Raw genomic sequence first — 26,362 nt, forward strand, 5'->3', positions numbered from 1 at the left:
GCCTACTGAGTGGCGGTGGCACGCTGCAGGGCGGTGGGAGGCGCGTCCGTAGACTGGACACATGAGTCTCACCCCCGTGCCCCTGCCCGACCTCGCCGATCCGGACCTCGACGTCGCGGCGCTCACCGCCACCCTGCTGGACGTGCGCTCCGTCTCGGGGGAGGAGGGGCCGCTGGCCGACGCCGTCGAGCAGGCCCTGCGCGCCCTCGGCGGCCTCGAGGTGCGGCGGTTCGGGGACGCCGTCGTCGCCCGCACCGCTCTGGGGCGGCCGACCCGCGTGATCCTGGCCGGGCACCTGGACACGGTGCCCCTGCCCACCGTGCCGGGCTCGCGCGGGACCGTGCCCTCGGCGTGGGACGGGGACGTGCTGTACGGCCGCGGAGCCGTGGACATGAAGTCCGGCGTCGCCGTGCAGCTGGCCCTGGCCGGCCGCTTCGGCCGCGCGGACGGCCCGACCCCCGTGCACGACGTCACGTGGGTGTTCTACGACCACGAGGAGGTCTCCTCGGACCTCTCGGGCCTCGCCCGCGTGGCCCGCCAGGCCCCCGAGCTGCTGGAGGGCGACTTCGCGGTGCTGCTCGAGCCGACCGACGGCGTCGTGGAGGGCGGCTGCAACGGCACGTGCCGGTACCGCGTCACCTTCTCCGGTGTCGCGGCGCACTCGGGCCGCGCCTGGCGCGGCGACAACGCGATCCACAAGCTGGCCCCCGTGCTCACCGCCCTGGCGGCGTACGAGCCGGCCACGGTCACGGTGGAGGGCCTGGAGTACCGCGAGGGGCTGCACGCGATCCGCGTGGCCGGCGGCGTCGCGGGCAACGTCATCCCGGACGAGGCGTCCGTGGACCTGAACTACCGGTTCGCGCCGGACAAGACCCTCGAGCAGGCCCACGCGCACGTCCGCACGGTGCTGGAGGGGGCCGGCGTGGACTGGGACGCCCAGGTGCGGATCGACGACGCCTCGCCCGCCGCCCGCCCCGGTCTGGACCGGCCGGCCGCCGCCGCGTTCGTCGCCGCCGTCGGGGGAGAGCCCCAGCCCAAGTACGGGTGGACGGACGTGGCCCGGTTCTCCCAGCTGGGCGTGCCCGCGGTCAACTTCGGCCCCGGCGACGCCCTCCTGGCCCACACGGACGACGAGCACGTGCCCCGCGAGGCGGTCCACGCGTGCCTCGCGGCGCTCACGGCCTGGCTGGCCGGCTGACCCGACGACGTCGGCCGGTGCCAGCCGCCCGACCTGCGGGCCCGCCTCGCCCGCCGCCCGGTCAGCCCGCCGTGTCCGTGGGCGCCCCGACGCGCGGGGTCGTGGGGGCGCTGGCGTCGCCGGCCGTCCGCGACGACAGCCGCCGCGAGAGCCGGGTGGCCGCCCAGGTGAGGAGGAAGTTGATCACGATGAAGATCATCGCGGCCACCACGAGGGACTGCAGGATGTTGCCGTTGCCGGAGCCGAGCTGGCGGGCGTACTGCAGGAGTTCGAAGAAGCCGATGAGGTAGCCCAGCGCCGAGTCCTTGAGGATCACCACGAACTGGCTCAGCAGCGACGGCAGCATGGCGATGAGGGCCTGGGGCACCTCCACGAGCCGCAGGGACTGGGTGCTCGTCATGCCCACCGCCGCGGCCGCCTCGCGCTGGCCGCGCGGCAGCGAGCGCACCCCGGAGCGCACCAGCTCCGCGATCACAGACCCGTTGTACAGGGTCAGCGCCGCGATCACCGCGTAGTACGGGCCGTCCTGGGGCTGGATCGCTCCGGAGCGCGCGACCTGTGCGAACAGCTGGTAGAAGAACACCATCATCACGAGCACCGGCACGGCCCGGAAGAACTCCACGACGACGGCGGCCAGCCAGCGCACCGGGCCGACCGGGGCCAGCCGCAGGAAGCCGAACACCAGGCCGAACACCACGGAGGAGACCACGGCGATGCCCGCGGACTGCAGGGTGAACTGCAGGCCCGGCAGGTAATAGTTCCGCCACGCGTTGCCGTCGACGGCGGCCAGCCAGCGGCGGCCGGAGAGCTGGCCGGTGGCGTTCATCTGGATCAGGACGAGCACCGCCACGGTCAGGACCGCGGCGAGGGCGACGAGGTTGGCGAGGAGGATCCGCCGGCGGGCGATCGGGCCCGGGGCGTCGAAGAGGACGGAGGCCTGGGCGCTCATCGGGCCACCGCCCATTTCTCCGAGGCCCACGTGGTCAGCAGGCCGATGGGGATGACGATCAGGCAGAAGCCGATCGCGAAGGTCAGGAAGATCGCCACCATCACGTCCGGGCTGAACTCGATCATGCGCTTCATCAGGCCCGAGGCCTCCGCCACCGACGCCGCGGCGGCGACGGTGGTGTTCTTGGTCAGCGCGATCACGGTGTTGCCGAGCGGGGTGATGGCCCCGCGCAGCGCCTGGGGCAGGATCACGTGGCGGGCCGCGGGCAGGAAGCCCAGGCCGATGGAGCGGGCGGCCTCGGCCTGCCCGAGCGGGACGGTGTTGACGCCGGAGCGGATCGCCTCGCACATGAACGCCGCGTGGTAAAGCGAGAGGGCGATCACGGCGTAGATGAAGAAGTTCAGCGTGAAGTCGGACGAGAAGCTGATCTTCAGCTGTCCCCAGACGGCGAGCACGCCGAGCAGCATGATGATCGTGAGCGGGGTGTTGCGGACCACGTTGACGTAGCCGGCGCCGAGGGCGCGCAGCGAGGGGACGGGCGAGATGCGGAACAGGGCGAGCACCACGCCGAGGACGAACGAGCCGAGGGTCGCGAGGAACGCGAGCCTGATGTTCGTCCAGAACGCGAGCGGGATGTCCGCGCCGTAGTCCGCGAGGAGCGAGGAGATCGATTCCATGAGTTCTCCGAGGGTCGGGACAAGGCTGACGGGCAGGGGAGCCGCCGGGCGGGCCGAGGGTGCCGGTTCAGCTCACGTCCCAGGCCCACCCGGCGGCGCAGGTCGTCAGGCGCAGGGCTCGAACTCGGCGTCCTCGCCGGAGTTCAGCGTCTCGTCGTAGGTGTAGCCCGTGCCCTCGGTGTTGGACTCGAGGGCCTTCTCCCACTCGCCGGAGTCCTTCATCTCCTTGATGGCTTCGTTGATGTCCTCGCACCGCTCCGAGTCCTTCGGAAGACCGACGCCGTAGCGCTCCGTGGTGAAGGTGTTGCCGACGACCTTGAACTTGCCCTTGTTGGCGTCGGCGGCGGCCAAGCCCGCGAGGATGATGTCGTCCGTGGTCACGGCGTCCACCTGGCCGGACTCGAGGTAGGTCACGCATTCGGCGTAGCCGCCCTGCTCCACCAGGTTCACGCCGGAGGCGAACTGGTCCTTGATCTTCTGGGCCGAGGTGGAGCCGGTGACGGAGCAGAGGTTCTTCCCCTCGAGGGACTCGGGGCCGGTGATCGCGGTGTCGTCCGCGCGGACCAGCAGGTCCTGGCCGGCCACGAAGTACGGGCCCGCGAAGTCGACGCGCTCCTTGCGGGCGTCCGTGATGGAGTACGTCGCGAAGATCATGTCGACCTCGCCGTTCTCCAGGGCGTTCTCCCGGTTCGCGGACGGGGTCTGGACCCACTCGATGTCCTTCTCGGCCACGCCGAGCTTGTCCGCCACGTAGCGGGCCACGTCCGTGTCGAAGCCGGTGGGCTGGGCCGAGCCCTCGCGGTAGCCCAGGCCCGGCTGGTCGAACTTGATGCCGATGCGCAGGCGCTCGCCGGAGCCGGACGACGTCGACTCGCCGGCCGAGGACGAGCCGGCGGCGTCGCCACCGCCGCCCTGCGACGAGGAGGGGGCGCAGGCGGTGAGGGACAGGGCGGCCGCGGCGGTGACGGCGGACAGGGTCAGGAGCTTCGTGCGGAGCATGGTGCTCTCCTCTGGTTCGGTGCGGTGGGGGCGACGGGGGACGGGGTCAGTGCGCGAGGATCTTGCCCAGGAAGTCCTGGGCGCGCTCGTGCCGGGGGTTCGTGAAGAAGGTGTCGGGGTCGGTGTCCTCGAGGATGGCGCCGTCGGCCATGAAGACCACGCGGTCCCCGGCCTTGCGGGCGAAGCCCATCTCATGGGTGACCACGACCATGGTCATGCCCCCCTCGGCGAGCTGGACCATGACGTCGAGGACCTCCTGCACCATCTCGGGATCGAGGGCGGAGGTCGGCTCGTCGAAGAGCAGGGCCTTCGGCTCCATCGCCAGGGCACGGGCGATGGCCACGCGCTGCTGCTGCCCGCCGGAGAGCTGGGCCGGCATCTTCCTGGCCTGGGCGGCCACGCCCACGCGCTCGAGCAGCTCCATCGCGTGCCGCTCGGCGTCCGCCCGGCGCTTGCCCTTCACCTTGATGGGCCCGAGGGTCACGTTCTCCAGGATCGACTTGTGCGCGAAGAGGTTGAAAGACTGGAAGACCATGCCGATCTCGGCGCGCAGTTGGGCGAGCTGCCGGCCCTCGCTGGGGAGCGGCCGCCCGTCGATCAGGATGCGGCCGCCGTCGTCGTCGATGGTCTCGAGCCGGTTGATCGTGCGGCACAGGGTCGACTTGCCGGAGCCCGACGGGCCGAGGACGATCGCCACCTGGCCGCGCGGGATCCGCAGGTCGATCTGTCGGAGGGCGTGGAAGTCGCCGAAGTGCTTGTTCACGCCCTCGAGGACGATCAGGTCGTCGCCTGCGGCACCGCGACGGCGCCGCGTGCCGGCCTCGTCGAGGAGGTGGGCGCCGTGGGGCTGCTCAGGCGTGATCTGCGTCATGCCAATGGAATATAGCGCACGCCACACCCGGCGGGGTGCGCCGTGGGACGCCGGCCCTGGCGGCCCGCCGGCTCGTTAGGCTGGCGCCATGGCCCCAGACGAGCACCCCCTCGACGGCGACGTCGCCGAACCCGAGCACGTCCGTCGCGGCGGGCAGGTCCTGCGCGGGGAGGCGGCGCACACCCCCACGTTCGACCAGCTCCTCCTCGACGGCCGGCGGCCCGGCGACGCCGCACGCCCCGCCGCCGACGTCACCTCGACGACGTCCGAGGCCTGGCGTGTCCTGCGCATCCAGGCGGAGTTCGTCGAGGGCTTCGGCACCCTCGCGGGGCTGGGTCCCGCGGTCTCCGTGTTCGGCTCGGCGCGCACGCCCGAGGGCAGCGCCGAGTACGCCCTGGCCCACGAGGTCGGGAGCCGCTTGGCCCAGGCCGGGTACACGGTCATCACCGGCGGGGGGCCCGGCACCATGGAGGCCGCCAACCGGGGTGCCCACGAGGCCGGTGGAGAGTCCGTGGGCCTGGGCATCGATCTGCCGTTCGAGACCGGCCTGAACCCCTGGGTGCACGTGGGCGTGGACTTCCGCTACTTCTTCGTCCGCAAGGTCATGTTCCTCAAGTACGCGCAGGGGTTCATCGTGCTGCCCGGCGGCCTCGGCACCCTGGACGAGCTCTTCGAGGCCCTCACCCTCGTGCAGACCGGCACCGTCACCCGCTTTCCCGTGGTCCTCGTGGACCGCGGCTTCTGGAGCCCGCTCGTGGACTGGATCCGCGGCACGCTCGTGGAGCGCGGCATGATCTCGCCCGAGGACCCGGACCTGTTCCACCTCGTGGACACGGCCGAGGAGGCCGTCGCGTGCGTGCTCCGCTCGGCGGGGAGGGCCGACGCGTGAGCGGGCCGCAGTGGATCGTCCTGGTGGCCGTGCTCGTCGTCGTGCTGGCGGCCCTGGCCGCCGCCCTCGCGGGCCGGCTCACGCTCCGGGCCGACGACCCGGCCGGGCGGACGCCGGGGCACCCCGTGCTGCTGCCGGAGCGGCCGCGCGCGGCGGATGTCGACCTGCTGCGGTTGGCCGTCGCGGTGCCCGGCTACCAGCGGGACCAGGTGGACGCCGTCCTGCTGCGGCTGCGGGACGCCCTGGCGCAGTGCGAGGACGAGGTGACCGCCCTGCGGGCCCGGGTGGCCGAGCTCGAGGCCGCCGACCCGTCCCGGAGCGATCCGGCGGGGCGTGCCTGAGTCGCGGGCCGGGCTCGGTGCGGGCCATCGTTTGGCGCGAGCACGCGGAATCCGCGATAATGGTGATGTGACCGGCCTCGCGCACGCCCGCGTGCGGGGGCGCCGGAGGCGTCCGGACAGCGCCCGCTCCCGCGGTCGCCGGACGCCGTGACGGGAACATCATCCAGAAGGGAAGTCGCAATGGCCGCCATGAAGCCCCGCACCGGGGACGGTCCCATGGAAGTGACCAAGGAGGGGCGCAGCCTGATCATGCGCGTGCCGATCGACGGCGGCGGCCGTCTCGTGCTGGAGATCAACGCGGACGAGGCCCGCGAGCTCAAGGAGTGCCTCGAGGGCGTCATCCAGGCCTGAGCCCGGACCCCTTCGACGCGGACGCCCCGCGCACCGTCACGGTGCGCGGGGCGTCCGCGTCCCCGGCGACGCCGCGGATCAGCGGCGCACCGCGATCAGCACGCCCGTGCCGGAGGGGACGACGGCGGACAGCCAGTGCTCGTCCTCCCGGATGAGGCGGTCCACCGCCCGGGCGGACACGGTGGACTCGTCGCGCACGGCGGGCCGGGGAACGCGGTCCCCGTCGAGGGCGTCCACCACGACGAGCACGCCGCCGGGGGCGAGCATGCGCGCGGCCTGCTCGACGTCGAACTGACGCGCGGCCGGGTCCCCGTCCACCAGGACCATCTCGTAGGCGCCGCTCGTGAGCCGGGGGAGGACGAGCCGGGAGCGCCCCGTGATCATGCGGGTGCGGCTCGTGGGCAGGCGGGCCTCCGAGAACGCCTCGCGGGCCGCACGCTGGGCCTCCGCGTCCGGATCGACGGTGGTGAGGACCGTGCGCTCGGGCAGACCGCGCATCAGGGCGAGGCCCGAGACGCCGGCGCCCGTGCCCACCTCCACGACCGCCGCGGGGGCACGCGTGGCCGCCAGCACCGTCAACAGGGCCGCCGTCCCCTCGCTCACCGGCGGCACGTCCAGCTCGGCGGCGCGCTCGCGGGCGCGCAGGACGACGTCGTCCTCGGTGGCCCGGCTCTCCGACCAGGCCCAGGACGCGTGCTTGTCGGTGGGCTGGGGCTGCAGGGCGCTCATGGCTGACTCCGGGACGACGACGGCGGGACCTCGCCCGCGGCACGGGCGACGCGGGCCAGTGTACGGGCCGGCACGCGGCCGCGACCCAGTGTTCTCCCAGGAGGCGGGCCGATGATGGGACACGGCACGAACCGGCTCCCGCCGTGCGGGAGGCCGTTCGCCGGACCGAGGACGCGAGGACCGAGGAGGTGGCCGCATGGGACGTCGACACACCCAGCGCCACATGGACGCCTACCTCGAGGGCTCCCTCCCCGCCGCGTCCCGGGCGCGCATCGCCCGCCACCTGGACCGCTGCCCCGAGTGCCGCGCCACCGTCCAGGCCCGGGCCCGCGTGCTCGACGCCGCCCGCACGGTGCACCAGCGTCCGGCCGGCGCCGTCGTCGCCCCGGTGCTGCGCGCCCGCGGCGTCTCCGGCCGCCTGGTGGTGGGGCTGCTGACCTTCGTCGTCCTGCTCGGCGGGCTGTTCACCGCGGTCTGGGTGGCCGGCGCGCCCCGCACCACGGCCCAGCGCACGGCCCCGACGGACACCGTCGCCCTGCCGGCGGCCGGGACCGCGTCGACGGACCGGCGCGGCACCGTCGCGGAGCTGCGGGGTCAGGGCTGGACGGTGCCCTCCCTCGTGGGGGCCGGACTGGAGCCGCTCACCGTGGACACCACCCAGACGGCCGAGGACGTGGAGGTCGTCGTCGGCTGGGGCCGGGACGAGCCGACCGTGACCGTCCGCGAGTGCCGACCCCGGATCGAGGGAGCCACCCCGGAGGGCTGTGCCTCGACCGCGCCCCTGAGCACGGGGGCACAGGAGCGTCGGCTGGCCGGCGGCGGCGTCTACCGGATCGTCCCGGCGGGGGAGCAGGACGGCTGGACGGCCGAGCTGACCACGCCCCAGGCCGCCTACCGCGTGGAGGCCAGCCTGCCGGACGAGCGCGCCGACGCGGTCCTCACCCACCTGCTGGTCTCCGAGCGGGCACGGGTGCTCGAGCTGGGCGGCGGCGACGCCGTCGAGGAACGCCTCGAGCGAGGCCTCGAACGCATCGCGGACGCCGTGCCGCGCCCCCGCGGCTGAGCCGCCCCGCCCCCGCGGCTCCGGGCTGTGGGGCGGTGCCGCTCTAGTAGAGTTGGGAGGGTGTTTGGTATCAACGGCGGCGAGTTCATCATCTTGGCGGTGCTCGCGATCGTCATCCTCGGGCCGGAGAAGCTCCCCGAGTACACGCGCGCCTTCACCGACTGGCTGCGCGTCATGCGCGACAAGGCCGAGGGTGCCAAGGCGCAGTTCAAGGAGGAGACCGGCACGGACTTCGACGAGGTGGACTGGCGCAAGTACGACCCCCGCCAGTACGACCCGCGCCGCATCATCCGCGACGCGCTCCGCGAGCCTGCCGGCGGCTCGTCCACGCCCGCGTCCCGGGCGGCGCAGGCGACGGGCGTCAGCGCCGAGGACGTGCACGGCGGCCTCACCCGCCAGGACCTGGCGGACATGGATCCGCGCACGCTCTTCCGCCGCCCCGCCGGGGCCGGCAGCACCGCCGCCGCGGAGTCCGGTGCCGCCGCACAGACCCGGTCGACCGCGCCCGCCGCCGGGGCGGCCGCCGTGGGCGGCGCCGCCGCAGCCCTGATGGCCTCCGGCCGCGCCGAGGCCCTCGCCGAGGAGCGTCCTGCCGCCGTGGAGACCGCACCGGACCCACTCGAGCTGCTCGGGCTGGCACCCGCCCCCTTCGACGTCGACGCGACCTGACGCCGTCGCGCGCGTCGGGTGCCCCGGCCGGGGCGCCGGCACCCGAGGTCAGCGCGGGGTGAACGGCAGCGGCCGCCCGGCCAGCCCGCGCGGCCGCACGGCCAGCCGCTGCGCGATCTGCGTCAGCGCCCGGCCCGCGGGGCTCTCCGGCGCGGACACCACCACGGGTTCGCCGGCGTCGCCGCCCGCGCGCAGCGCCGGGTCCAGGGGGACGGTGCCCAGCAGCGGCACCTGCGTGTCCAGCACCCCGGACAGCCGCTCCGCCACCTCGGCACCGCCGCCGGTCCCGAACACATCCAGCACGGTGCCGTCCGGCAGGGTCATCGGCCCCATGTTCTCCACGACGCCGGCCACGGTCTGCCCCGTCTGCTCCGCCAGCTGACCGGCGCGCGCGGCCACCTGCGCGGCGGCGTGCTGCGGCGTGGTCACCACGAGCAGCTCCGAGGCGGGCAGCAGCTGCGCCGTCGAGATCGCGATGTCCCCGGTGCCCGGGGGCAGGTCCACGAGCAGCACGTCCAGGTCGCCCCAGTGCACGTCCGTGACGAACTGCTCGAGCGCGCGGTGCAGCATCGGCCCGCGCCAGGCCACCGGCCGGTCCGCGTCGAGGAACATGCCGATCGAGATGACCTTCACGTCCCGCACCACGGGTGGCAGGATCATCCGGTCCAGCTTGGTCGGGGTGGCGGTCACGCCCAGGAGCCCGGGGATGGAGTAGCCGTGCACGTCCGCGTCGATCAGGCCGACGGCGAGCCCGCGCGCGGCGAGCGCGACCGCGAGGTTGGCCGTGACCGAGGACTTGCCCACGCCGCCCTTGCCCGAGGCCACCGCGAGGACGCGCGTGAGCGTGTCCTTCCCGAACGGGTTCGTCGGCCGGGCCGCGCGCAGGGCGTCCTGCAGCGCCAGGCGGCGCTCGGGCTCCATGACCCCGACGCGCACGTCCACGGACCCGCAGCCGGGCACGTCGGCGACGGCGGCGGCCACGTCCGTCTGGATCGTCCCGCGCAGGGGGCACGCGGCGATCGTGAGCAGCACCGCGACCTCGACGACGCCCGGGGCGGTCTCCACGACCGACTCCACCATGCCGAGGTCGGTGATCGGGCGGCGGATCTCGGGGTCCTGGACCGTGGCGAGCCGCTCCAGCACCCGGCGCTCGAGGTCGGTGCGGACCTCGGGCACGGGCAGGCCCAGGGCGCTCATCGGCCGCCCCCGTCCACCGGGCCCGCACCGCCGGCGGGGCCGGTCACCGGACCGGACCCCCCGGCCTCGCGGGCCTCCTGCGCCGCGAGGGTGGCGAGCGTGGTGGTCGTGGGCTCGGCGCCGGCGTCGCCGCGCCGCGCATCCCGGCCGCGGCCCTTGGTCTTCTTGTTCTTGCGGGGCTGGGCCTCGGCGCCCGGGAGGCCGGCGCGCAGCTCCTCCCGGATCTCCTCCCGGATCTCCTCCCGGAGCTCGGCGCGCAGCGCCTCGCGGAGGTCGTCCCTGAGGTCGTCCTGGACGCCGCGCAGCTCGCCGCGCACGAAGTCGCGCGTGGCGACCTCCTGGACGGCCAGCCGCAGACCGGCGATCTCGCGGGTGAGGAACTCGGTGTCGGCGAGGTTGCGCTCGGCGCGGTCACGGTCCTCGCGCAGCGCGACCTTGTCCCGGTCGTCCTGGCGGTTCTGCGCCAGCAGGAGCAGGGGTGCGGCGTAGGACGCCTGGAGGGAGAGCATGAGCGTGAGCGCGGTGAAGCCGAGCTCGGCGGAGTCGAACCGCCACTCCATCGGGCCGAACGTGTTCCAGCCCAGCCAGGCGGCGCAGAACAGCGTCATCCAGACGAGGAACTGCGGGGTGCCCATGAAGCGGGCGATGCCCTCGGTGGCCTCGCCGAAGGCGTCCGGGTTCGGGGCCAGCCGGGGCACGCGGCGCCCGCTGGCGCTCAGCGGGGTGTCCAGGCCGGTGCCGCGGCCCGGGCGCAGGTATCGCGCGGTCTGGGTCATGCTCACACCTCCGGTGTCGTGCGGCGGCGGGCCGCGGGGTCAGGTTGCGGGGCGGGTCTCGGCGTCGTCGAGGTCCATGGCCCGCCAGTCGTCGGGCAGGATGTGGTCGAGCAGGTCGTCCACGCTCACAGCCCCGACGACGCGGTCCTGCTCGTTCACCACGGGGATGCACGTGAGGTTGTAGGTCGCGAGCTCGCGGGTCACGTGGGCGATGGGGGCGAGGTCCGAGACGGCCTCGAGATCCTTGTCCATGATGTTGCCGATCGCCTCCGGCGGCGGGTACCGCAGCAGGCGCTGGAAGTGGACGACGCCGAGGAACCGGCCCGTCGGCGTCTCCAACGGCGGCCGGGCCACGATCACGAGCGAGGCCAGCGCGGGGGAGATCTCCTGCTGTCGGATGGTCGCCATGGCCTCGGCCACGGTGGCCTCCGGGGGGAGGATGACCGGCACGGGGGTCATGAGCGAGCCCGCCGTGCCCTCCTCGTACTCGAGCAGGCGCCGGACGTCCTCGGCGTCCTCCGGCTCCATGCGTTCGAGCAGCAGCTCCTGCTGGGAGTCGGGCAGCTCGTGGAGCAGGTCCGCCGCGTCGTCCGGGTCCATCTCCTCCAGGACGTCGGCGGCGCGGTCGATGTCCAGCTGGGAGAGGATCTGCACCTGGTCGTCGTCGGGCAGCTCCTGGAGCACGTCCGCGAGGCGTTCGTTCTGCAGCTCCCTGGCGACCTCGACGCGGCGCTTCTCCGACATGTCGTGGAGCATGTCCGCCAGGTCGGCGGGCTTGAGGTCCTCGTGCGCGGCGAGGAAGCTCGTGGCCCCCTGCGGGTCGGCCTGCGCCGTCCAGCGGGCCTCGTCCCAGTTCAGCAGGAGGTGCTCGCCCCGCTGGGCGCGGCCGAAGGGGCCGCGGCCGACGATGCGGCGCACGTACAGGTCCGAGACCAGCCAGTCGCCGTTGCGCTGCTGCTCCAGCCCGATGTCCTCCAGGAAGGCCTCGCCCGACCCGTCGGAGAGGCGCACCTTCCGGTCGAAGAGGTCGGCGGCCACCATCTGCTCGGCGCCACGGCGGGAGAACCGGCGCAGGTTGATCAGCCCGGTCGTGATGATCCGGCCCGAGTCCATGGACGTCACCCGCGTCATCGGGACGAAGACGCGCTTCTTGCCGGGGACCTCGATCACGAGGCCGGTGGCGAACGGGGCTGCGGCGGGGCCGCGGTCCAGCACGACGACGTCGCGCAGCCGTCCCAGGCGGTCGCCGAGGGGGTCGAAGACGTCCAGGCCCAGCAGGCGGGCCACGAAGATCTTGGGGGAGCTCACCGACCCAGCCTACGGCGTGCCGGACCGCGGCTCCGTGTCCGCGTACGGCGGACCGCCGCCCGCCCGGGCGCCGGGCCGGGCACAATGGGTCCATGTCGTTCATGATGTCCAACCCTCAGCCCGGCGCCGAGCAGGGCCTGCCCCGCGGAGAGCTGCTGGCCACCTACGCCACCTACGCGCAGGCGCGCGAGCAGGTGGACCGCCTCGCCGCCACGGACTTCCCCGTGAGCGCCGTGTCGATCGTGGGCAAGGACCTGCGGGTCGTGGAGCGGGTGCGCGGCCGGCTGAACTACGCCCAGGTGGCGTTGTCCGCGGGTGTGCGCGGCGTGTTCTTCGGCGGACTGATCGGCATGTTCCTCTACCTGCTGGCCCCCGAGGCCGGCCCGGGGCAGATCCTCACCTCCATGCTGCTGGGCCTGGCGGTGTGGCTGATCTTCGGCGTGATCGGCTTCGCGATGCGTCGGGGCCAGCACGGCTTCGCGTCCTCGCAGGCCGTCGTGCCGACGGCCTTCGACCTCGTGGTCGCGTTCGACCACGCCGCCCGCGCCCGCCAGGAGCTGGGCCTGGGCGGTGCCGCGGCCCCGACGCCGCAGCCGGCCCCGCAGCCGGCGCCCGCCCCCGCCGCGGAGGAGGCCGGGGGCGGGTCCGTGCAGGCCACCCCGGCCGCCGCGCCGTCGTCGGGCGGGTCCCACGCGGCGCCGGCCCCCGGCGGAGCCAAGGCGTCGGCCCGGCCCACTCCGGAGGCGGACACCGCGCCCACCGGCCTGGACCGCTCCTACGGCGTGACCCTGCCCCCGGAGGAGGTCGCCAAGCTCATCGAGGCGCGCGGCGGCCACCCGCCCCGGCCCCAGGACGAACCGCGCGGCTGAGCCCCGTCAGAGGGACCAGGACTCGAGTCGCCGGAGCATGTCGCGCTTCTTGCTCGCATGACCGTGCATCCGGCCCAGGATGTCGCCGAGGACGGTGACGGCGCGGTCGATGTACGGGCCCTTGTTCAGCATCGCGGCCTCGGCCCGCTGCGCCATCGCGGCGTCCGTGATCTCCGCCCGTGAGGGCAGGCCGGTCTTGGCGAGGGACTCGAGGACCTGGGTGGCCCAGATCGCGGGCACGTGCGCGGCCTCGCACAGCCACAGGATCTCCTCCTGCAGCTCGGCCATGCGTTCGAAGCCGGCCTCCACCGCCAGGTCGCCGCGGGCGATCATCACCCCGACGTCCCGCCAGCGCATCGCCTCGAGCAGCATCCGCGGCAGCTGACGGAAGGCCTCCACCGTCTCGATCTTCAGCGTGATGTCCACGTCCGGCGCGTCCTCGGCCTCGAGCGCATCGATCAGCTGGGCCACGTCCTCGGCCGAGCGGACGAAGGACATGTTCACCATGTCCGCGTGGCGGGCCGCGAACGGGATGTGGGCGAGGTCCTCGTCCGTGAGGGCCGGGATGGCCAGGTGCGTGTCCGGGAAGTTCACGCCCTTCTCCGCCTTGAGCTTCGCCCCGCGCGGGCCGGCCTGGGTCACCTCGAGGGTGATCTCGTCGTCGGACACCGCCGTGATCCGCGCGCCGATCCGTCCGTCGTCGAGGGAGACCCGGTCGCCGACCTCCGCGTCCGCGAACGCCTGCGCCAGGGTGAGGCCGATCCGGTAGGGCGGCGCGTCGACCGCCGGGACCGGCTCGAGCGAGCGGGTCAGCACGATCTGCTCGCCCTCGTGCACGCGCATGGACTGCTCGAGCGGGGGCAGCTGGCCCACCTCGAGCGGTCCGTGCGGCGTCGTCAGCGCCGTGCCCGTCGCCCAGTAGACCGTCTTCTCCGCCCGCACGAGCACGCCCTCGCCGTCCACCTGCTCGACCTCCAGCCTGCGGTGTGCACCCCGCGCATCGGTCAGCTCGATCTCGTCGCCGCGCTGCAGGCCCGCCAGGGTCCTCCCCTCCGGGGCCGCCAGCGGCACGACGACGGCGCCGTCCGGCCCGTCCGTCGCGGCCACGGCGTCGTGGGGCCCGGCGGCGAGCCACACGCGGGAGGGCTCGGTGACGATCCCGGAGGGGTCCCGGGCGGGCTTCACCTTCACGACGCGCGGTCCCGGCTCGATGGGGCCGGTGCGCACCTTCGGCCCGGCCAGGTCCATCGCGACCAGGGGTGCGGGCCGGCCCGCACCGGCACACCGGCGGACCGCCGCGATCATGGCGGCCCACGTCTGCTCGTCGTCGTGGGCGCAGTTCACGCGCGCCAGGTCCATGCCGGCCTCGGCGATCCGGGCCACGAGCTCTGGGTCCGTGGCGGCCTCGGAGGGCATGGTCACCATGATGCGCGCGTCCCGGTCGCCGCGGGCCGGACCGAGCAGGCTCGCCGCGTTGCGGGCGAGGATGGCGCGGCCCTCGGCGGAGGTCAGGGCGTCGTCCTCGGGCGCGGGGGCGGGGTCGCCGTCGAGCGCGCGGGCGGCGGCCAGCACCGCGTCCACGTGGCCCAGCACGCCGGCCTCCATGCGGCCCAGAGAGGACAGTCCGGCGTCGCTGAGCGCCTCCTGCAGGGGCCGCAGGTCGGTGCCGCGCAGGGCGACGTAGTGCACGAGGTTCCGGGCCGAGGCCCGGTGGCGCTCCCGGACGCGGGAGATGAGGTCGGCGTGCTCCGCCTCGGCGGAGAGGAGGCGGTCGCGGAGGGCGGTGAGCTCGGTGGTCAGGTCGATACCCATGGTCCGAACCCTAGGGGCGCCCTCCGCGCCGGATCACGCCTGGAGCCGCGCCATCCAGGCCTCGATCTCGTCCGGGGTGCGGGGGAGGACCGCGGAGAGGTTCTCGGCCCCGTCCTCGGTCACGAGGATGTCGTCCTCGATGCGCACGCCGATGCCGCGGTACTCCTCGGGGACGGCCAGGTCCTCCTCCTTGAAGTACAGACCCGGCTCGATCGTGAAGACCATGCCCGGCTCGAGCACGCCGTCCAGGTAGAGCTCCCGCTTGGCCTGCGCGCAGTCGTGCACGTCGAGGCCGAGGTGGTGCGAGGTGCCGTGGGGCATCCAGCGCCGGTGGTGCTGGCCCTCGTCCGATAGCGCGACCTCGGCCGAGACCGGCAGCAGGCCCCAGCCGTCGAGGCGGTCGACGAGCACCCGCATGGCCTCGGCGTGGAGCTCGCGGAACCGGATGCCGGGGCGCACGATCGCGAAGGCGGCGTCCGCGGCGTCGAGGACCGCCTGGTAGATGCGGCGCTGCACGTCCGTGAACGTGCCGGACACGGGCAGGGTGCGGGTGATGTCCGCGGTGTAGAGGGAGTCGTCCTCGACGCCGGCGTCGAGCAGCAGCAGCTCACCCGGGCGCACGGCGCCCGTGTTGCGGATCCAGTGCAGGATCGTGGCGTTGTTGCCGGAGGCCGCGATCGTGTCGTAGCCCAGGTCGTTGCCCTCGAGGCGGGCGCGGGCGAAGAAGGCGCCCTCGACCACGCGTTCGCCGCGGTCGTGTCCCACGGCGCGCGGCAGGGCCCGCACGACGTCCTCGAAGCCCGCGATGGTCGCGGCCACCGAGGCGCGCATCCGCTCGACCTCCCACGCGTCCTTCACCAGGCGCAGCTCGGAGAGGAACTCGGCGGTCTGGGTGTCGGCCTCGGCCGCGGCGGCCAGGTCCACGCCGGCCTCGGTCCGGACGGCGGCCAGCAGCGCGTCCACGTCCTGGTCGGTCTCGGCCAGCAGCCGCACCGCGGTGCCGTCCGCGGCCACGTTCTTGGTGACGGCGGACTCGAGCTCCTCGAGCCCCGCCGTGCGCAGGCCCGTGCGGGCGGCCAGGCCGGCAAGGGTCGGGCGGGGGCCGATCCAGAACTCACCCGAGCGCGAGTCCGCGTAGAACTGCTCGGTGTCCCGGCCGGCCAGGGGACGGAAGTACAGGGTGGCGGTGTGGTCCGTGCCGTCGTCGCCGGCGCCCGGGTCCGTGGGCTCGAGCACGAGCACGGCGTCCGGCTCGTGGTCCACGCCGAGGCCCGTCAGGTGGGCGAACGCGGAGTGCGCGCGGAAGCGGTAGTCGGTGTCGTTCGAGCGGACCTTGAGGCGGCCGGCCGGCACCACGATCCGCTCGCCCGGGAAGCGCGCGGAGACGGCGGCCCGCCGCCGGGCGGCGTACGGGGCAGAGGCGTCGGGATCGGGCAGGGCCTGCGACGAGGGCGCCCAGCCGGAGGCCATGAAGTCGCGGAAGGCGTTCGAGGCGGGGCGCTGCGAGCGGTTGTCGACGCGCTCGGCCAGCGGCTGGGGGTTCACCGCGCCGGTGCCGTCGGCGCCCGCCTCGGGGGTGGCGGCGGGCTGGTCGGGGGTGGTCTGGGCGGGGTGCTGTGCGGCATCGGTCATGCCCTCCATCATGGCACCGGTGGGCGCGGGCAGGTCGGGGCCGCCGCGCGCGGGTCTCGGTACCATGGCCGCCATGGCCCGCTACGACCTGCACACGCACTCGACCGAGTCCGATGGCACCGAGCCGCCGGCCGACGTGGTGCGTGCGGCGGCGCGGGCCGGGCTGGACGGCCTCGCGCTCACCGACCACGACACCACCGCCGGCTGGGCCGAGGCCGCCCAGGCCGCGCGGGAGACCGGACTGACGCTCGTGCCCGGCATGGAGATGTCCTGCACCTCCGCCGACGGCGTGAGCGTGCACGTGCTCAGCTACCTGCACGACCCCGAGGACCCCGCCCTGCTGCGGGAGGTCGGCCTGGCCCGCGACGCGCGGCTGATCCGGGCGCAGGAGATGGTGCGGCGGCTGGGGGCGGACTTCCCGATCACGTGGGAGCTGGTCCAGGAGCACGCGGCGGAGAACGCGACGATCGGCCGGCCCCACCTGGCCGACGCCCTCGTGACGATCGGGGCCGTCCCGGACCGGTCCGCGGCGTTCCGGGAGATCCTCGCCGGCCGGTCCAAGTACTACGTGCCGCACTTCGCCCCGGACCCGGCCGAGGCGGTCGCGCTCATCCGGGCCGCCGGCGGGGTGCCGGTGTTCGCGCATCCCCGGGCGCGCATGCGGGGCCGCGTGGTGGGCGACGAGGTGTTCGAGCAGATGGCCGAGGCCGGACTGGCCGGGGTCGAGGTCGAGCACCGGGACAATCCGGCGGAGGAGCGCACGTGGCTGCGCGCGTTCGCGGACCGGCACGGGCTGTTCGTCACCGGCTCGTCCGACTACCACGGCACCGGCAAGCCCAATCCGATCGGCGAGCACAGCACGGGCGCAGAGGTGCTCGCCGAGATCGAGCGGCAGGGCACCGGCACGGCGATCATCCGCGGCTGAGCCCGGACAGCCCGGGCGACGGCGGAGGATCGGTTGCGCGAATGACCCTTCCAGCCGCCGCGCAGGCGGTCAGAAGGGTCATTCGCGCAGAAGATTCCCGGGGCCCGGGAGGGACGGTCAGCCGTCCACGACCTCACCGTTGCGGCGGCGCGTGCGGGTGCGGCCGCCCCGGCGACGACGGGCCTCGGCCCGGGCCTCGGCGCGCTCGGCCCGGCGGGCCTCCGTGAGCTCGACGCCGGCCACCGGCTCCGGCGTCCGGGCCGCGGGGGTCTCGGGGCGTGAGGCGGTGCGCTCGCGGCCCTCGCCGCGACCACGGCCCCGGCCCTCGGCGCGCTGCTCGGCGGGTGCCTCACCACGCCCGCGGCCCGAGCGCTCGCCGCGGCCTCCGCCGCGTGCATCGTCACGGCCCTCGCCGGAGCGGCCGCCCCGGTTCCGTTCGCCACGGCCTCCGCCGCGCGCCCGGTCACGGCCCTCGCCGGAGCGCCCGCCCCGGCCTCGGCCGCCGCGCTCGCCGTCACGGGAACGGCCGCCGTCGCGACCCCGTCCGCGGCCGCCGTCGCGCTGCTTCGCCTCGGGGCCGCCGAGGTCCTCGAGCGTCTCGCCCTCGAGGCCCTCGAGCACGCGCTTGGCCTGCGGCAGACGGCCCTTCGTGCCCTTCGGGATGCCGAGGTCGGAGAACAGGTGCGGGGAGGAGGAGTAGGTCTCCACCGGCTCGGGCTGGCCGAGGCCGAGCGCCTTGTCGATCAGGGACCAGCGCGGCATGTCCTCCCAGTCCACGAGGGTCACCGCCACGCCCTTGTTGCCGGCGCGGCCCGTGCGGCCCACGCGGTGCACGTAGGTCTTCTCGTCCTCCGGCGCCTGGAAGTTGAACACGTGCGTGACGTCGTCGACGTCGATGCCGCGCGCCGCGACGTCGGTGGCCACGAGGATGTCCACCTTGCCGTTGCGGAACGCGCGCAGCGCCTGCTCGCGGGCGCCCTGGCCGAGGTCGCCGTGCAGCGCGCCGGCCGCGAAGCCGCGCGCCGTCAGCTCGTCCGCCACGCGAGCGGCCGTGCGCTTGGTGCGCGTGAAGATGATGGTCCGGCCGCGGCCCTCGGCCTGCAGGGCGCGGGCCACGAGCTCGTCCTTGTCCATGTGGTGGGCGCGGTAGACGAGCTGACGGATGTCCTTCTTCGTCAGGCCCTCGTCCTCCGGGTCCGCCGCGCGGATGTGGGTCGGCTGCGTCATGTAGCGGCGCGCCATCGCGACCACGGGACCCGGCATGGTGGCCGAGAACAGCATGGTCTGACGCACGGCCGGGACGGCGGCGAGCAGGGTCTCGACGTCGGGGAGGAAGCCGAGGTCCAGCATCTCGTCGGCCTCGTCCAGCACCACCGTGTTCACCAGGTCCAGGCGCAGGTGGCGCTGGCGCATCAGGTCGATGAGGCGGCCGGGGGTGCCGACGACGATCTCGACGCCGCGCTGCAGCTCCTCGATCTGCGGCTCGTAGGCGCGGCCGCCGTAGATGGTGGCGATGCGCAGGGGGCGCCGGGCCGCGGCGGCCGTGAGGTCGCCGGCCACCTGGACGGCGAGCTCGCGCGTCGGGGCGACGATCAGGGCCTGCGGGGCGCCCGCGGTGCCCTTGGCCTCGAGGCCGTCCCAGCCGGGCTCGCCCGGGCCGATGGCGCGCTGCAGTGCGGGGATGCCGAAGCCGAGGGTCTTGCCGGTGCCGGTCTTGGCCTGGCCGATGATGTCGTGGCCGCCGAGGGCGACCGGCAGGGTCATGGCCTGGATGGGGAAGGGGTGGACGATGCCCTTGGCCTCCAGGGCCTCGACGATCGCGGGGTGCACCCCGAAGTCGGCGAAGGTCTGCTCGGGGGCCACGGGCACGGCGTCCTCGGTGACGATGTCCTCCGCGATCGCGGCGACCGTCGGGTCGAGGTCGGCGGAGGCGGGGGTGTGCTCGGAGTTCTGGGTCATGGCGACTCGCGTTCCTGGTCGGGCGTCGTCACGGCGGGCGGGAGGCCCGGCTCCGCCGTGCGCGCGGTTCAAGCGGAAGCCGATCGCGAGGCAAGCACGCGGAGCGGCCGACGGGCGGCGCCCCGTGGAACCGGGCCGGGCGCGCCGTGCGAGGCGGGCCGTGCCGGATCCGGCAGGTCATGGTGCCGTCCCGGGCGTCAGGGGCGCGGGCGGCGGGTCAGGGTGATCAGAGAGCGACCGGTCATCCTGGGTCAGCGTGAGCTGTGCGGCCAGTCTACCCCCGCGGCCGTGATCGCACCCGAGGCGCGGTCCACGCCCTCGATCCGCACGCGCACCCGGGTGCCCGCCGGGACGCTGCCCGGCACCCGCAGGCTCACGGCCGGGTCGAGCAGCCACACCTCCGTGCCGTCCTTCGCCTCGCGCACCGCGATCCCCTCGAGCTCCGCGCCGACGCGGGACTCGAGCGCCGCCGCCTCCACGAGGTCCGCCGCCGTCCGGCTGGCGGCCGAGGCCCGGCGCGACGAGTCCGCCATGAGGGCGGGCAGCGCGGGCAGGGCGCTGCGGACCCATGCGGGGGCGGGGGCGCCGATGGCATGGGCGTGGCACAGGGCCAGGACGAAGCGGTCCACGAGCCGGCGCAGCGGAGCGGTGGCGTGGGCGTAGGGGGCGGCGAGCGCGGCCTGGGCCGGTTCATCCGGCGGTGTGCGCAGGGCCGGGTCCTCGGCCTGCGCGTCGAAGGCCGTGTACCCGGCGCCGCGGAACAGCCCGGTCGCCGCGTGCAGCACCGCCAGGTGCCGCGCGTCGGCGGGGTCGAGGGAACGCAGGTAGGCGCCGTAGTCCTGGCCCTCGTCCCACGGGGCGCCCAGGGCGCGTGTGCGCTCTCGGAAGGCGGCGACGGCCTCGGCGTCCGGCGCCGGCATCGTGCGCAGGATCCCGACCCCGGCGGCCAGCATCAGCTCGGCCGCGGCCATGCCGGTCAGCAGGGAGAGCTGGGCGTTGTGCTCCTCCGCCGGCAGCGGCGCCCGGTGCACGAGCTCGTGCGCCCCGTCCTCGGTGACACGGACCTCCTGGTCCGGCAGGTTCAGGGAGGCGCCGCCGCGGGCGGCCTCCTGCGCGGCCCGCCGTCGGCCCACCTCCGGCAGCAGCGTCAGCGAGTCGCGCACCTCGGCCGGCCACCCCTCGGCGGCGGCCCGGTCCGCGTCGGTGACCCCGGGACGCGGCGTCGTCTGCGCCTGCGCCCCCGGCTGTGCGTCGAGGAAGGCCTGCACCTGCCCGTACGTCAGCTGCGCCCGGGAGCGGATGCGGGCGCGTTCGAGGCCGGTCTCGACGACGGCGCCCGCGGCGTCCAGCAGGAACGTCCAGACGAACGCCGGGCGCTCGCGGTCGGGGAGCAGGGAGGCGGCGTCCTCGCTCAGCACCTCCGGGTGCAGGGGGACCCGGCCGTCGGGCAGGTAGACGGTCTGGCCGCGGCGGCGGGCCTCGGCGTCCACGGCGCCGCCCGGGGCCACGAAGGCGGGCACGTCCGCGATCGCGTAGCGGACGAGGATGCCGTCGTCGTCGGCGGGGGTCAGGAGCAGGGCCTGATCCAGGTCCGTGGAGCCGGCGGGGTCCACGGTGACGAACGGCAGCGCCGTGCGGTCCGCGTGGTCCGGGCTCCCGGTCAGGCCCGCGTGCACCTCACGCGCGGCCGCCTCCGCCTCGGCCAGGACGGGGGCGGGGAAGGCCGGCGGCAGCTCGAGCTCCGTCCGCAGGGCGGCGAGGCGCTCGAGCAGGGCCGGGTCGGCGGGGCCGCGGAGGCCGAGGGCGTGAGGCGACATGGCGATGCTCCTGGGCAGGGGGCCGAGACGACGCACGCCCCGGCGGATCACCGGGGCGTGCGGGCGGGTCAAGAGGCGGCGAACCCGAGCGGGCCCGACTTCTTCGCGCCGATCTCCACGAAGCCGATGCGGTCGCCGGGGACGACCACCTGGCGGCCCTTGGCGTCCGCCAGGACCAGCGGGGTGCCGTCGGCGACGGCGGCGTCCACGAGGGAGCGGACCTCGTCCGCCGACTGCTCGCTGTCGATGACGACCTCGCGGCCGACGTGCTGCACACCGATGCGGATCTCCATGGGGAACCTCTTCTCTTCGTCGCGTCCTGTGCGGTCCACCGTCAGCCTACGGGACCGCTCGGCGGGGTGGACGGGCGCCCACGAGGTTCACCCGCGGGCGAAACGGGCCGGACGGCCGGGTCAGCGCGGCGCGTCGTCCGCGGAGGGCAGCGAGGCGAGGCCGCGCCAGACGAGCGCGTCCACCGTGCGGGCCATCTCGGCGGCGGCGGGGCGGGCGTCGGCGTCGAGCCGGTCCGCCCAGTGGCGGGCGGCGCCCAGGAGATAGCCGACGAGTCCGCGGGAGAGCACCTCGGCCTCGGCCTCGGCTACGGTGGTGTCCGCGCGGATGGTGCGCGCGACCTCGGAGGAGAGCAGCCGGTGGACGGCCTCGCTGCGCGTGCGCACCTCCGGGTCCGCGTCGATGCCGGAGTCGAAGATGAGGCGGTGGGTCCGCTCGGGGGAGGCCATGTACTCGAACACGGCGGCGACGGTGGCCCGCACCCGTTCGCGGTTGTCCCGGCGGGTGTCCATCGCCGCCTCGAGGAGCGCGCGCAGGCTCGCGACCTCGGCGTCCAACAGCTCGAGGAAGAGCTCGTGCTTGCTGGGGAAGTGCTGGTAGAGGACCGGCTTGGAGACCTCGGCCCGCTCGGCGATCTGCTCCATGGAGGCCCCCGCGTACCGCTCGGCGGCGAAGACCGCGCGGGCGCAGTCCAGCAGCTGGCGGCGACGCTTGTGCCGGGGCAGACGACGGCCTCGCCCGGGCTCGTCGGGCGCGGTGGCGGCGGGGTGGGCGGTCACGGGGTCTTCCTGGCGCGGGGCGGGCTCACGCGATGCGCGCGGCGCCGCCGTCGTCCTCGTGCGCGGGGCAGGCCGCCTCGACCGTGCCCACGGCGGGGGCGGGGCGGCCGGGGGCCTCGATCCCGAAGACCGCCTCGAGGGCGTCCTCATAGCGGTCGAGCCGGCCCTCGGCGGCGAGCCGCTTGGCGCGCACGCTGGGCTCGTGCAGGAGCTGGTTCACCATGCGGCGCAGGGCGAACTCCACCTCCTCGGCGGCCGCCGTGCAGCCGTGGCGGGCGCGCACGCGCTCAAGCTCCCGGTCGAGCACACCGAGGGTGTGGCGGCGCAGGGCCTTGATCGCCGCGTCGGCACTGCGGCCACGCTGCGCGGCGCGGTACTCCTCGACGGCGTCGTCCACGAGCGCGCGGGCCTCCGCGACGGCGACCTGGGCCTGCTCGGGTGCGGCCAGCCGCACCGACTCGAGGGTGATGAGATCGACGTCCGGCAGGTCCGCGACCGCCGGGTCGAAGTCGCGCGAGAGGGCCAGGTCGACCACCGTGAGCGGACGCCGTCCGCCCTTGCGCAGCTCCTGGAGGCGCTCGGGGCTGATCTGGCGTTCGCCGCCGGAGGAGCCGATGATCACGTCCGCCTCGGCGACGGCGCCGGCCACGGCCTCGCCGCCGAGCGCGAGGGCCCAGCCGCCGCGGTCCGCGACGAACTGCTCCGCGCGGCCCGAGGCCGAGTGCACGCCGACGGTGGTCGCGCCCCGGTCCGCCAGCTGCGCGAGCGTGGTGCCGGCGTAGGCGCCCGTGCCGATCAGCAGGATGGTGGCCCCGGCCCAGAAGTCGCGCTGGGCCGCGGCGTCGGTGAGACCGCGCAGCTCCTCCGCGAGGTCCAGGGCGACGGAGACGACCGAGCGGCCGGCCGCGCCGAGCGCCGTGCGGGAGCCGACGTCCTTGGCCGTGCGCGTGGCGGACTCGAAGAGGCGGACGAGCGGACCCGAGGCGGTGCCGGCCTCCTGGGCCGCCGTCAGGGCGCGTCGGACCTGACCGGCGATCTCGCGCTCGCCCACCACGGCGGAGTCCAGTCCGGCGCCGACCTCGAAGAGGTGACGGGCCGTGGCGTCGGCGTCGAGTGTGCGGAACGCGGCGTGCACGTCCTCGTCGGGCAGGGAGGTGGAGGCGGCGACGGCGGACAGCAGCCCCGCGCGAGCGGCCTCGACGCCGGCCCCGTCGGCCTCGGCGTAGATCTCCACGCGGTTGCACGTGGCCAGCACGACGGCGCCCGCCGCACCGCTGCCGGGCAGGGCGGGCCCGACCCCGGTCGCGCCGGCGCTGAGGCGGGCGACCGTGTCCAGGTCCAGATCATGGTGGGAGGCGACGAGAGAGAAGACAGTCACAGCGGGCCAAGTCTAGCCCCGACCGCCCCGCCCGTCCGGGAAGGCGGACCTGACCCGGGTGCCGTCGGCCAGTGTGACGACGCTCACGGAGGACGCGGATGTGCCACCGCGACACGACCGGTGGGACACTGGGGGCATGTCCGCCCTGTCCCAGACCCCCGAGACCCCCGCGGCCGTCCCGGCACTGCCCGCCGAGCACCCGCTGCGCACCGAGGATCCGTCACGCTCGACCGTGGCCAGCCCGCTCCTCTGCGCGCTGCGCGGCCAGCGCCCCGACCGCCACCCCGTGTGGTTCATGCGGCAGGCCGGCCGTTCGCTGCCCGAGTACCGCCAGGTGCGCGAGGGGATCGGGATGCTCGACTCCTGCCTCATGCCGGACCTGGTCCGGGAGATCACGATGCAGCCGGTGCGCCGCCACGACGTCGACGCGGCGATCTTCTTCTCGGACATCGTGGTCCCCCTGCGCCTGGCGGGCGTGGACGTGGAGATCCAGCCCGGCGTGGGCCCCGTGCTCGGCCAGGCCGTCCGCACCGCCGACGACGTCGCCGCGCTGCCCGTCCTCGAGGACGCCGCCCTGGACGTCATCCGCGAGGCCGTCGCGGCCACCGTCGCCGAGCTGGGCCCGCGCCCCCTGATCGGCTTCGCCGGCGCCCCCTTCACGCTGGCGGCGTACATGGTGGAGGGCCGTCCCTCCCGCGACCACTTCGGCCCGCGACGCATGATGCACGCCGACCCCGAGACCTGGGCCGCCCTGGCCGGCTGGGCGGCCACCGTGTCCGGCCAGTTCCTGCGCGCCCAGCTCGAGTCCGGCGCCTCCGCCGCGCAGCTGTTCGACTCGTGGGCCGGTTCGCTCTCGGCGGACGACTACCTCGAGCACGTGCAGCCGCACTCGACGGCGGCCCTCGCCCATGTCGCCGACCTCGCCGGGCCCGGCGTCCCCGACGGCGCCCCGCTCCTGCACTTCGGCACGGGCACCGGAGAGTTCCTGCACCACATGCGTGACGCGGGCGCGACCGCCGTCGGCGTGGACCACCGCCTCACGCTCGCCGAGGCGCACCGCCGGCTCAGCGCGAACCCCGGCCCCGACGGACGCGGCGCCGTGCCCCTGCAGGGCAACATCGACCCGGCCCTGCTCGCCGCCCCGTGGGAGGTCCTCGAGGCCCACGTGCGCGACGTTGTCGCCTCCGGCGCCGTCGCGCCCGGCCACGTCGTCAACCTCGCCCACGGCGTGCCGCCGGAGACGGACGCGGCCGTGCTGACCCGCGTGGTCGAGCTGATCCACTCCCTGCCCGTGCCGGAGCGGGAGGGCCAGGACCCGGCACCGGGGGTCGAGACCGCCGAGCGGGAGGAGCGCGCATGAGCGGCACGGCGCTCGTGGTCGGCGGCGGCATCGCCGGCCTCGTCGCGGCCCACCGACTGTCCACGGCGGGCTGGGACGTGACCCTCGCCGAGGCCACCTCCGTGCTCGGGGGCGCGGTCTCCCCGCGCTTCCTCGACGTCCCCTCGCACGGCGAGACCGGGGCCCCCGAGACCCAGACCCTCGAACTCGACGGCGGCGCCGAGTCGTTCGCCGTCCGCGGCGCCGCCGTGCGCGCGCTCGTGGAGGAGCTCGGGCTGGGCGAGAAGATCGTCGCGCCCGAGCCCCTCGGCTCGTGGCTGCACGGTCCCGCCGGCCCCGTGCGCGCCCCGCGTCTCGGCATCGTCGGCATCCCCGGCGACCTCGACGCCGAGGACCTCGCCGCCGCCCTCACGCCGGCCGGCCTGGAGCGCGCCCGGCAGGACGCCGAGGCCCCCATGGATCGCTGGGCCGCCGCGCTCGCGGCCGGCGAGCCGGTGACCGTCGCGCAGGTCGTGGCCGACCGCCTCGGCGACGAGGTGCTCGACCGCCTCGTGGCCCCCGTCGTCGCCGGAGTCCACTCGGCCGACCCCGCGGTCGTCGAGCTGGAGCGCGTGGCCCCCGGCCTGCTCGCCGCCGCCGTGGAGCACGGCGGGCTGGCCGCGGGCGTCGCCGCGCTGCGGTCCACCGGGACCCCCGGCTCGCTCGTGGCCGGTCTGGACGGCGGCATGGTCCGCCTCACCGGCCGGCTCGTCGAGGCGCTGCGCGAGGACGGGGCCACCGTCCTGCGCGGTGTCCGGGTGGCCGCCCTGTCCCGCGTGCCCGCCACCGGCGGCTGGTGGGCCCAGATCTCGGACCGGGACGACGAGGTCGTCCGCGGGCTCGACGTGGACCGCGTCGTGCTGGCCGTGGACGGCGTCACCGCCTGGGACCTGCTGGCCCCGCTCTCGGCCGAGGCCCTGGACCCCGACGCCGGCCCCGCCCTCGGCGAGGGCATCGCGCTGGCCACGCTCGTCGTCGAGGCCGCGGGCCTGGACGACGCGCCACGCGGCACCGGAGTGCTGGTCGGCGCCGGGACGGACGTGGCCGCCAAGGCCCTGACCCACGCCACCGCCAAGTGGGCGTGGCTGCGCGAGGTCGTCGCGCGTCCGCAGGAGGACGGTGTCGCCCGCCATCCCCACCGCCACGTGCTGCGCCTGTCCTACGGCCGCCAGGGCGGCGGGCCCGAGGCCCTGGGCCACCGCAGCGCGGACGAGGAGCTGCTCGCGCAGGCGCTCGTGGACACGGCGACTCTCACCGGGGTGCCGCTGGCGGAGGAGGACGTCGTCGCCCGCACCGTCACCCGCTGGCGCCGCTCCATCCCGCCGCAGGCCGGCCCCGACCGCGCGAAGGCGGACACGCTGATCGACTGGGCACGGGACGTGCCCGGCCTCGACCTCGTGGGCAGCTGGGTGCACGGCACCGGGCTGGCCGCCGTCGTCGCCGGCGTGGACCGCACCCTCGGCGCCGACGCGCCGCCCGCGGGCTGACCTCGCCCCCAGACCACC

The 26,362-nt window shown here is 75.3% G+C and carries 25 protein-coding genes; 10 read left to right on the forward strand and 15 right to left on the reverse strand.

Annotated elements, in window-relative coordinates:
• Positions 1 to 61: 61 nt before the first annotated feature.
• Complete coding sequence (dapE, locus tag ACUW6W_RS10175; RefSeq protein WP_060973726.1) at positions 62 to 1,198, forward strand: succinyl-diaminopimelate desuccinylase; 1,137 nt, start codon at positions 62 to 64, stop codon at positions 1,196 to 1,198.
• 61 nt (positions 1,199 to 1,259) lie between these two features.
• On the opposite strand, the gene ACUW6W_RS10180 is transcribed toward dapE, so the two are convergent.
• From ACUW6W_RS10180 to ACUW6W_RS10195, 4 genes are all read right to left on the reverse strand, one after another.
• Complete coding sequence (locus tag ACUW6W_RS10180) at positions 1,260 to 2,147, reverse strand: amino acid ABC transporter permease (protein WP_060973725.1); 888 nt, start codon at positions 2,145 to 2,147, stop codon at positions 1,260 to 1,262.
• Positions 2,144 to 2,824 carry an amino acid ABC transporter permease gene (locus tag ACUW6W_RS10185; RefSeq protein ID WP_049146610.1) on the reverse strand — a complete coding sequence of 227 codons (681 nt, stop codon included), beginning with the start codon at positions 2,822 to 2,824 and terminating at the stop codon, positions 2,144 to 2,146. Before ACUW6W_RS10185 ends, ACUW6W_RS10180 begins: the two co-directional genes overlap by 4 nt.
• Before the next feature lie 105 nt (positions 2,825 to 2,929).
• Positions 2,930 to 3,823, reverse strand: coding sequence for a glutamate ABC transporter substrate-binding protein (locus ACUW6W_RS10190; protein ID WP_060973724.1), 894 nt, complete (start codon positions 3,821 to 3,823; stop codon positions 2,930 to 2,932).
• 46 nt (positions 3,824 to 3,869) lie between these two features.
• The gene (locus ACUW6W_RS10195; RefSeq protein WP_129866787.1) at positions 3,870 to 4,604 is read right to left on the reverse strand and encodes an amino acid ABC transporter ATP-binding protein; all 735 of its coding nucleotides are present in this window, start codon (positions 4,602 to 4,604) and stop codon (positions 3,870 to 3,872) included.
• 178 nt (positions 4,605 to 4,782) lie between these two features.
• On the opposite strand from ACUW6W_RS10195, the gene ACUW6W_RS10200 reads away from it, so the two are divergent.
• The 3 genes from ACUW6W_RS10200 (at position 4,783) to ACUW6W_RS10210 (ending at position 6,275) form a co-directional block, all read left to right on the forward strand.
• Complete coding sequence (locus ACUW6W_RS10200) at positions 4,783 to 5,583, forward strand: LOG family protein (RefSeq protein WP_036316481.1); 801 nt, start codon at positions 4,783 to 4,785, stop codon at positions 5,581 to 5,583.
• The gene (locus tag ACUW6W_RS10205) at positions 5,580 to 5,924 is read left to right on the forward strand and encodes a hypothetical protein (RefSeq protein ID WP_012751007.1); all 345 of its coding nucleotides are present in this window, start codon (positions 5,580 to 5,582) and stop codon (positions 5,922 to 5,924) included. Before ACUW6W_RS10200 ends, ACUW6W_RS10205 begins: the two co-directional genes overlap by 4 nt.
• A 180-nt stretch (positions 5,925 to 6,104) precedes the next feature.
• Positions 6,105 to 6,275: a DUF3117 domain-containing protein gene (locus tag ACUW6W_RS10210; protein ID WP_002855133.1), complete on the forward strand. Its 171-nt coding sequence runs from the start codon at positions 6,105 to 6,107 to the stop codon at positions 6,273 to 6,275.
• Between the two features lie 78 nt (positions 6,276 to 6,353).
• Here the strand turns inward: ACUW6W_RS10210 and ACUW6W_RS10215 are convergent, their stop codons facing one another.
• Entirely contained in the window at positions 6,354 to 7,004 is a 651-nt protein-coding gene (locus ACUW6W_RS10215) for an O-methyltransferase (RefSeq protein ID WP_036316483.1), read from the reverse strand.
• Positions 7,005 to 7,200: 196 nt separating this feature from the next.
• Here ACUW6W_RS10215 and ACUW6W_RS10220 point away from each other — a divergent pair, with 196 nt between their 5' ends.
• Positions 7,201 to 8,067, forward strand: coding sequence for an anti-sigma factor family protein (locus tag ACUW6W_RS10220; protein ID WP_061867036.1), 867 nt, complete (start codon positions 7,201 to 7,203; stop codon positions 8,065 to 8,067).
• 60 nt (positions 8,068 to 8,127) lie between these two features.
• Positions 8,128 to 8,736: a twin-arginine translocase TatA/TatE family subunit gene (locus tag ACUW6W_RS10225; RefSeq protein WP_049147241.1), complete on the forward strand. Its 609-nt coding sequence runs from the start codon at positions 8,128 to 8,130 to the stop codon at positions 8,734 to 8,736.
• Positions 8,737 to 8,784: 48 nt separating this feature from the next.
• Here the strand turns inward: ACUW6W_RS10225 and ACUW6W_RS10230 are convergent, their stop codons facing one another.
• Genes ACUW6W_RS10230 through ACUW6W_RS10240 form a run of 3 tightly spaced genes read right to left on the reverse strand, consistent with a single transcriptional unit; the run spans position 8,785 to position 12,017 of the window.
• Positions 8,785 to 9,933: an Mrp/NBP35 family ATP-binding protein gene (locus ACUW6W_RS10230; RefSeq protein WP_061867035.1), complete on the reverse strand. Its 1,149-nt coding sequence runs from the start codon at positions 9,931 to 9,933 to the stop codon at positions 8,785 to 8,787.
• On the reverse strand, positions 9,930 to 10,709 hold the full coding sequence (locus ACUW6W_RS10235) for a DUF1003 domain-containing protein (RefSeq protein WP_061867034.1): 780 nt from the start codon (positions 10,707 to 10,709) through the stop codon (positions 9,930 to 9,932). The genes ACUW6W_RS10230 and ACUW6W_RS10235 overlap by 4 nt, the downstream gene beginning before the upstream one ends.
• A gap of 39 nt (positions 10,710 to 10,748) precedes the next feature.
• The gene (locus tag ACUW6W_RS10240; protein WP_010080556.1) at positions 10,749 to 12,017 is read right to left on the reverse strand and encodes a magnesium transporter MgtE N-terminal domain-containing protein; all 1,269 of its coding nucleotides are present in this window, start codon (positions 12,015 to 12,017) and stop codon (positions 10,749 to 10,751) included.
• Positions 12,018 to 12,109: 92 nt separating this feature from the next.
• On the opposite strand from ACUW6W_RS10240, the gene ACUW6W_RS10245 reads away from it, so the two are divergent.
• Positions 12,110 to 12,886 (forward strand): general stress protein, encoded by a 777-nt coding sequence (locus ACUW6W_RS10245; protein ID WP_049147247.1) that lies wholly within the window; start codon positions 12,110 to 12,112, stop codon positions 12,884 to 12,886.
• Between the two features lie 6 nt (positions 12,887 to 12,892).
• Here ACUW6W_RS10245 and ACUW6W_RS10250 read toward each other — a convergent pair whose 3' ends face one another.
• Positions 12,893 to 14,698: a pyruvate kinase gene (locus tag ACUW6W_RS10250; protein WP_454180169.1), complete on the reverse strand. Its 1,806-nt coding sequence runs from the start codon at positions 14,696 to 14,698 to the stop codon at positions 12,893 to 12,895.
• 33 nt (positions 14,699 to 14,731) lie between these two features.
• Complete coding sequence (locus tag ACUW6W_RS10255; RefSeq protein WP_144825233.1) at positions 14,732 to 16,330, reverse strand: aminopeptidase P family protein; 1,599 nt, start codon at positions 16,328 to 16,330, stop codon at positions 14,732 to 14,734.
• Positions 16,331 to 16,394: 64 nt separating this feature from the next.
• Here ACUW6W_RS10255 and ACUW6W_RS10260 point away from each other — a divergent pair, with 64 nt between their 5' ends.
• Entirely contained in the window at positions 16,395 to 17,255 is an 861-nt protein-coding gene (locus tag ACUW6W_RS10260) for a PHP domain-containing protein (RefSeq protein WP_454180170.1), read from the forward strand.
• A gap of 117 nt (positions 17,256 to 17,372) precedes the next feature.
• On the opposite strand, the gene ACUW6W_RS10265 is transcribed toward ACUW6W_RS10260, so the two are convergent.
• From ACUW6W_RS10265 to ACUW6W_RS10285, 5 genes are all read right to left on the reverse strand, one after another.
• Positions 17,373 to 19,214 (reverse strand): DEAD/DEAH box helicase, encoded by a 1,842-nt coding sequence (locus ACUW6W_RS10265; RefSeq protein ID WP_144826556.1) that lies wholly within the window; start codon positions 19,212 to 19,214, stop codon positions 17,373 to 17,375.
• Between the two features lie 251 nt (positions 19,215 to 19,465).
• Positions 19,466 to 21,031 carry an RNB domain-containing ribonuclease gene (locus ACUW6W_RS10270; RefSeq protein WP_063189558.1) on the reverse strand — a complete coding sequence of 522 codons (1,566 nt, stop codon included), beginning with the start codon at positions 21,029 to 21,031 and terminating at the stop codon, positions 19,466 to 19,468.
• A gap of 68 nt (positions 21,032 to 21,099) precedes the next feature.
• Complete coding sequence (locus ACUW6W_RS10275; protein ID WP_002854967.1) at positions 21,100 to 21,324, reverse strand: DUF3107 domain-containing protein; 225 nt, start codon at positions 21,322 to 21,324, stop codon at positions 21,100 to 21,102.
• Positions 21,325 to 21,444: 120 nt separating this feature from the next.
• Positions 21,445 to 22,101 (reverse strand): TetR/AcrR family transcriptional regulator, encoded by a 657-nt coding sequence (locus ACUW6W_RS10280; RefSeq protein WP_044659417.1) that lies wholly within the window; start codon positions 22,099 to 22,101, stop codon positions 21,445 to 21,447.
• Between the two features lie 25 nt (positions 22,102 to 22,126).
• Positions 22,127 to 23,479 carry a glutamyl-tRNA reductase gene (locus ACUW6W_RS10285; protein WP_101967522.1) on the reverse strand — a complete coding sequence of 451 codons (1,353 nt, stop codon included), beginning with the start codon at positions 23,477 to 23,479 and terminating at the stop codon, positions 22,127 to 22,129.
• A 136-nt stretch (positions 23,480 to 23,615) separates the two neighbouring features.
• On the opposite strand from ACUW6W_RS10285, the gene hemE reads away from it, so the two are divergent.
• Together hemE and ACUW6W_RS10295 are read left to right on the forward strand one after the other, a co-directional pair.
• The gene (hemE, locus tag ACUW6W_RS10290) at positions 23,616 to 24,839 is read left to right on the forward strand and encodes a uroporphyrinogen decarboxylase (RefSeq protein ID WP_101967521.1); all 1,224 of its coding nucleotides are present in this window, start codon (positions 23,616 to 23,618) and stop codon (positions 24,837 to 24,839) included.
• Positions 24,836 to 26,344, forward strand: coding sequence for a protoporphyrinogen/coproporphyrinogen oxidase (locus ACUW6W_RS10295; RefSeq protein ID WP_101965984.1), 1,509 nt, complete (start codon positions 24,836 to 24,838; stop codon positions 26,342 to 26,344). The genes hemE and ACUW6W_RS10295 overlap by 4 nt, the downstream gene beginning before the upstream one ends.
• Positions 26,345 to 26,362 lie beyond the last annotated feature (18 nt).

The organism is Micrococcus sp. 093350064-1, from assembly GCF_053627955.1.